A 5982-nucleotide genomic window follows, 5' to 3' on the forward strand; every position below is an offset into this window, starting at 1 on the left:
CCCCTCGGTATCCACCTCGTAGAGGTTGAAGTTCGAGGCGTTGAGGAAGAACCGCGTCGTCTCCCCCGCCCCATCCGTCACCGCATAGGTCTCAAAAAACGGCGGAATATTCGCGAGCTTCAGGTCCTGCTTGTAATAGGTGTGCGTGGACAGATACGGCCCGAAGAACGCTGCGATCACCAGCCCGATGATAAAGACAATGCTGATCACGGCCGGCTTGTTGGCCCAGAGCCGGCGGCGCACTTCCTGCCCATAGGTCGGCGCGGGCGGCGGAACCGGCGCCTCCTTGGCCTCGGCCGGAACCTTGGCCCACATTTCCGGTGAAATATCGGTCATGCGGCAGCCTTGGTCAATTTGATGCGCGGATCGAGCCACATGTAGAGCAGATCGACGATGAGAATCATCACCATCAGGATGGCGGCATAGAAGATCGTGATGCCCATGATGGCGGTATAGTCGCGATTGGTGATCGAGAGCACGAACTGCCGCCCGATCCCCGGCAGCGCAAAAATCTGCTCGATGACAAAGGACCCGGTGATCAGGTTCGCGACCACGGGTCCCAGCACCGTCACCACGGGCAGCAGCGAATTGCGCAGCCCATGCTTGAAGAGCACCTGCCCCTTGCGCAGTCCCTTGGCCCGCGCCGTGGTCATATAATCCTGCTCCAGCGTCTCCAGCAGCGACGAGCGCGTCAGCCGCGAAACAAAGGAAATCCAGAACCCCGACAGAGCAAAGACCGGCAGGAAATAACCGCGCCAGTCATCAAGCCCAAAGGTCGGCACCCAGCCCAGACGCAACGCAAAAAAGTAGATGGAAACCGTCGCGATCACATAGCTCGGAATGGCCACGCCAAGTGTTGCAACAAACATCACTGTCGTATCCGGCCAGCGATTGCGATTGAGCGCCGCAATAACCCCCAGCGGCACGCCAAGCGCCACGACGCAGATCACGGCCAAGAGCCCCGTCCGCAGCGTCACCGGCAAGCCCGCCGCGATCATCGAATTGATCGACACGCCCGGATACTTGAACGATGGCCCTAGATCGAAACTGATGATCCGTCCGAGATAGTTGAGATACTGCTCCCAGATCGGCAGGTTCAGCCCATATTTGGCATTGAGCGCCGCCGCGATCTCAGGCGCCAGCATACGTTCGGAGACGAATGGCCCGCCCGGCACGGCATGCATGAGGAAAAACGTCAGCGTAATGATCGCCCAAAGGGTCACGACCATCATGCCGAGTCGATTAAGAATGTAGGCAAACATCAGCTACGTCGTCCCAGGATAGCCGTGCTGTAGAACGACGCGGTTTGGAAACATGGCCTATTGCACCATCAAAATGGCGCGATATCAATCCATTGCCTGTGCCCAAACGGGAGGATTGTTGCGTCTATCCACGCCATCCAACCAGTTGGGCCGGCCGTTTTGATGCCGACCCAACTGAATGACGAACGCAGTAGGCCCTCGCGACGCTAGCCGACGCGCTGCTGGTTTCTGTCGAACTGATGCAACTGATCGACATCGAGCGCGATATTGAGCTTGTCGCCGGGGCGAACGGCGACGCGTTCGCGCAGGGCAGCCGTCAGCGTCTGGTCGCCAAGTCGAAACACCACCTGAGTTTCCGCGCCCGTCGGCTCGATCAGGCTGACAATCGCGGGAATGCCATTGGGGTCGATCCGCACATGTTCGGGCCGGATGCCCAGGGTACGCGTCGAAGCCGCTGCGGCAAACGGCAGCGACAGCCCGTTGCCGAGGTCAAACCCTGCACCCTCCGGCGAACCGTAGAGGAAATTCATCGCCGGCGAACCGATAAACCCGGCCACGAACATGTTGGCCGGCCGATCATAGAGATCGAGCGGCGTTCCGATCTGCTCGATATGGCCTTCGCGCATCACCACGATTTTATCAGCCATCGTCATTGCCTCGATCTGATCGTGCGTCACATAGATCGTGGTGGTGCCCAGACGCTGATGCATTTCCTTGATTTCAGACCGCACCTGCACGCGCAGCTTGGCATCGAGATTGCTGAGCGGTTCGTCGAACAGGAACACCTGCGGATCACGCACAATGGCCCGTCCCATTGCTACGCGCTGGCGCTGGCCACCGGAGAGCTGCCGGGGGTAGCGGTCGAGCAGGGCGGTCAATCCCAAAATATCGGCTGCCGCCTTGATCTTGCTGTCGCGCGCCGACTTCTCGACCTTCTTGAGTTTTAGCGAAAACGCCATGTTGTCGGCGACCGTCATGTGCGGATAGAGCGCGTAGCTCTGGAACACCATGGCGATATCGCGATCCTTGGGCGGCAGATCATTGACGAGGCGATCGCCGATAAAAATCTCGCCACCGGTAATGGTCTCGAGCCCTGCCAGCATACGCAGCAGAGTGGACTTGCCGCAGCCGGAAGGACCAACCAGCACGACGAATTCACCGTCGGCGATGTCGATCGAAACCGACTTGAGAATTTCAAGCGGCCCATAGTGCTTGACCACATTGGCTATGGTTACACCTGCCATGTGTCGATCCTTTCAGCAGTGGCCGATGCGATGATCGCTAGGCCGGTAAGTTTTGTGTGGGCTTGATGGTTGGTAGCCGGAACGTGACTCGGCATCATGCCTTCTCCCAGAGAACCTGAGCCAGCACCGTGACGAAGAACTCGGCATTGTTCATGTCGAACACCATGGGCGGCCGTATCTTGAGGACATTCGCCGCGGGGCCAGACGCGCTGATCAGCACGCGGCGCTCCCGCATGCCGTTGACTATACGACTGGTCAGCGCTGCATCAGGCGCGCCATCGGGACCGACAATCTCGACCCCGATGAAGAGACCTGCCCCCCTCACCTCGCCAATGGCAGGATTGCCGATCGCGGCTATCCCGTCGCGCAGAGACTGCCCCACCATCTTCGCCGAAGCCATCAGTCCCCGGTCTTCGATCTCGTCGAAGACGGCACTGGCCGCCGCAATCGCGACAGGCGTGCCGCCGAACGTGTTGAAATAGCGGATGTTCTCGCCAAAGGGCGCCAGAACATCGGGGCGACCGACCAGAGCTGCAATGGGGTAGCCATTGCCCATGGGTTTGCCCATGGTCACCAGGTCCGGCACGATGCCATGACGGTCAAAACCCCAAAAAGTCTCGCCGGTCCGACCAAAACCGGGCTGTACCTCGTCGGCAACGAAGAGACCGCCGGCCTCACGGATTGCCGCTGCGGCCTCGGCGAGAAAGCCGGGAGGATCGGCAAAAACGCCGTCGCTCGAAAAGATCGTATCGACGATCAGCATCGCCGGCCGCACGCCATGGCGCTGCAAGTCGGCAATGGCAGCGCGCACATCGGCCGCAAAGCGCGCGCCGATATCGCCGGTCTGCCGATAGCCGTCCGGCGCAGGAACGGTGCGGACATGTGCGCCGAGTGGCGAGGCAGCGCCCAGCGAGGGCGAATAGGCGGCCACTGCATCCGTGACGCCATGATAGGCGAGCGAAGTGACGATAACGCCCGTTCCCCCCGTCCGCGCCCGTGCCACCCGCAATGCCAGGTCATTGGCTTCGCTGCCGGTACAGGTGAACATCACCTGGCTCAGCGGTTCGGGCATGGTGGCAACGAGCCGCTCGGCATAGTCGAGCAAACCTTCATTGAGGTAGCGCGTATGGGTATTGAGCCGGGCAGCCTGCTCGGCCATCGCCGCCACGACACGGGGATTGGCATGCCCCACCGAAGCAACATTGTTGTAGGCGTCGAGATAGGCTTCGCCATCGCGATCAAAGAGCCAGGTCCCCTCGCCGCGCACGAATTCCACCGGCCGCTCATAAAAGAGCCGGTAGGCGGGACCAAGCACCCGCTCCCGCCGCGCCACCAGCGCCTGTTCCTGCACCGAAAGGCGAGAGAAATCTTCGCGACCGAAAGCGTTGATCATGGCCTTGTCGTTCATGGCAGTTTCCCTTCGAGAATAGTGGCCCAGCCCTGCGACGGCAGCGCCGACAGGCGCTCGAGGCCGGCAATGGAGGCCGGGCGATTACGCAGGATGTAATTTGCATGGCCTGGATCATCCGCCGCGCGCCGCGTGGTAATCGCGATGGTCATGGCCAGGCGGGCAAGAAGGCGCGGGCGCAGTGCGATGCACTCGTCCGATGTCAAAGCAACCTCGCCCCGATACCCAGCGATCATTGCAGCGGCATGTCCAAAACCAGCCTCATGGCCCACCTGGTATGAGAGCGCGATCGCGAGGTCATTGATGCGCGTTGCTTCGACCAGATCGCCGAAGTCGATGATCCCGGCAATTCGGTCCGCATCGCCACCGTCCACGATCACATTGTGCGGGTTGATGTCATTGTGGATCACCTGGCGCGGCAGGCGCGCCTCCAACGCCGGTGATAGCCTGGCCTCTGCAAAGGCCTCGTCGGTCAAAGCCCGCAAGCCTGCATCGCCTATCGCCTCGGTCCACCCCGCAACCCGTTCGGAATGGGTGATATCCCAAACCAGCTCGAAATCAGGAACTACGGGCCGGTAGTCAGCAAGGCCACGATCCAGCATGCCCAGTGCCCGACCGAGCGCATGCGACTGCGCCGGCGACCCCGCGCTTGCATGCATCGGCACCCCGTCGAGCCAGCTCAAAAGGCGGACATAGCGTGCTTGGCCGCCCACCTGAACCTCGATCATGGCAGCGCCATCCCGCGTTGGCCGCACGCGAGGGACCGGCAGTTGCGGCACCCTGCGCTCAAGGTGACGCAAGGCCTCGGTCTGGAAACCGAGCACGTCGCCGCGCTCATTGACGGCGGCAACCTTGAGCGTGTAGCGCTTGCCATCGACGGCGGCGATCCGGAAAGTATCGTCAACCTCGCTGGGCAGCCGGTCGGCCGATCCGTCCAGCCCGTAAATATCGTGAAGAAGGCGCACGGCTTCGCTGGAAGTCATTGCTGTGGCCCGGTTTTCTGATTGAGTGCTCATATGCTTCATCTACTCCGCTCCGGACGCCCGACCCGATGATGATCCCCGCCGACACCCCCAGCCTGATGGAAAGCTCCAGATCGGTACTGCGCCTCCTGGCCCTGCGAGGCGAGGTGACCCGGCCGCAACTGGGCGACTCGCTGAACCTGTCCAAACCGACCATGTCGGCGGCCATTGCCGAGCTCAGCGCCCTGGGCCTGGTGCAATCGACCGGATCGCACAAGGGCGCGATGGGCCGCACGGCGCTCGTCTACGGACTGGGCCCCCAGGCTGGCTACGCCATCGGCGTCGACGTGGGTGCCGCCCAAATCCGGGCAGTGGCGCATACTCTCGATGGTCAGCAACTGGCCAGCGTCGAATCCAAGGTGGCGCGCGGGCAGAATGCGAGCACCGAAACCATTTCGGCGACCATTCTCGATGTGGTGCGCTCGGCAATTTCCGCCGTCGGCCAGCGCCAGTCGGTGCTGCGCTCCATAGCCGTGGCCGTGCCGCGCGTGGTCGCGACCAGCCCGCTCCATCTCAACAAGCGCCGTCCGCCCGAAGCCGTTCTGGTTGGGCTGCGCTCGCATTTCGATGTGCCCGTCATCATCGAAAACAACGTCAACTGCGCGGCTCTCGGTGAATGGCGGCACGGCGCCGGTCGCAACCGGGCGACTTTCGCCTTCGTGCAGGTTGGCGTGCGTATCGGCCTGGGCATCGTCATCAACGGACAGCTCTTCCGGGGCGTCAATGGCGCTTCCGGCGAAGTGGGCCGCCTGCCCTTCCCCTGGTCGGCCAGCGTCGTGCCCGAACGCGAAGGGCTCGAGCACTATCTGGGCTCCGACGCCCTCATCGAACGCTGCGCCGCCGCCTGGCCCGAAGGGGAGGGCCCGGCGCCGCTCTCGGCGCGCGAGCTGTTTGAAATGGCCGAGGGCGGCTCGGAAACCGCGCGGTCCTGGGTGTTCCGCCACGCCGCCGACGTCGGCCGGTTGCTGTCGGGTGTGGTGGGCGTGCTCGAACCGGGCCTCGTCGTTCTGGGTGGCGGTGTCGGACAAAACCCGCTCCTGCTCGCC

5 protein-coding genes and 1 pseudogene are annotated in these 5982 nt (G+C 62.5%); 1 reads left to right on the forward strand and 5 read right to left on the reverse strand.

Features of this window, described 5'->3' with window-relative positions; genetic code table 11:
* From J0I64_RS03835 to J0I64_RS03855, 5 genes and pseudogenes are all read right to left on the reverse strand, one after another.
* Window positions 1–336, reverse strand: a pseudogene (locus tag J0I64_RS03835) (hypothetical protein); the annotation flags it as partial.
* Complete coding sequence (locus J0I64_RS03840; RefSeq protein ID WP_291406290.1) at window positions 333–1262, reverse strand: ABC transporter permease; 930 nt, start codon at window positions 1260–1262, stop codon at window positions 333–335. The gene J0I64_RS03840 and the pseudogene J0I64_RS03835, both read right to left, overlap by 4 nt.
* A 206-nt stretch (window positions 1263–1468) precedes the next feature.
* Window positions 1469–2506, reverse strand: a complete 1038-nt coding sequence (gene ugpC, locus J0I64_RS03845) for a sn-glycerol-3-phosphate ABC transporter ATP-binding protein UgpC (RefSeq protein WP_291406291.1) — start codon at window positions 2504–2506, stop codon at window positions 1469–1471.
* Between the two features lie 94 nt (window positions 2507–2600).
* A complete protein-coding gene (locus tag J0I64_RS03850) occupies window positions 2601–3914 on the reverse strand; it encodes an aminotransferase class III-fold pyridoxal phosphate-dependent enzyme (protein WP_291406292.1) in 1314 nt (437 codons plus the stop codon).
* Entirely contained in the window at window positions 3911–4897 is a 987-nt protein-coding gene (locus J0I64_RS03855; RefSeq protein ID WP_291406293.1) for a phosphotransferase, read from the reverse strand. The genes J0I64_RS03850 and J0I64_RS03855 overlap by 4 nt, the downstream gene beginning before the upstream one ends.
* 68 nt (window positions 4898–4965) lie before the next feature.
* Between J0I64_RS03855 and J0I64_RS03860 the strand changes: the two genes are divergently transcribed.
* The coding region (locus tag J0I64_RS03860; protein ID WP_291406294.1) for an ROK family transcriptional regulator at window positions 4966–5982 on the forward strand (1017 nt) is incomplete at its 3' end.

The organism is Devosia sp. (assembly GCF_017307565.1).
In the GTDB taxonomy this organism is placed as follows: Bacteria; Pseudomonadota; Alphaproteobacteria; order Rhizobiales; family Devosiaceae; genus Devosia.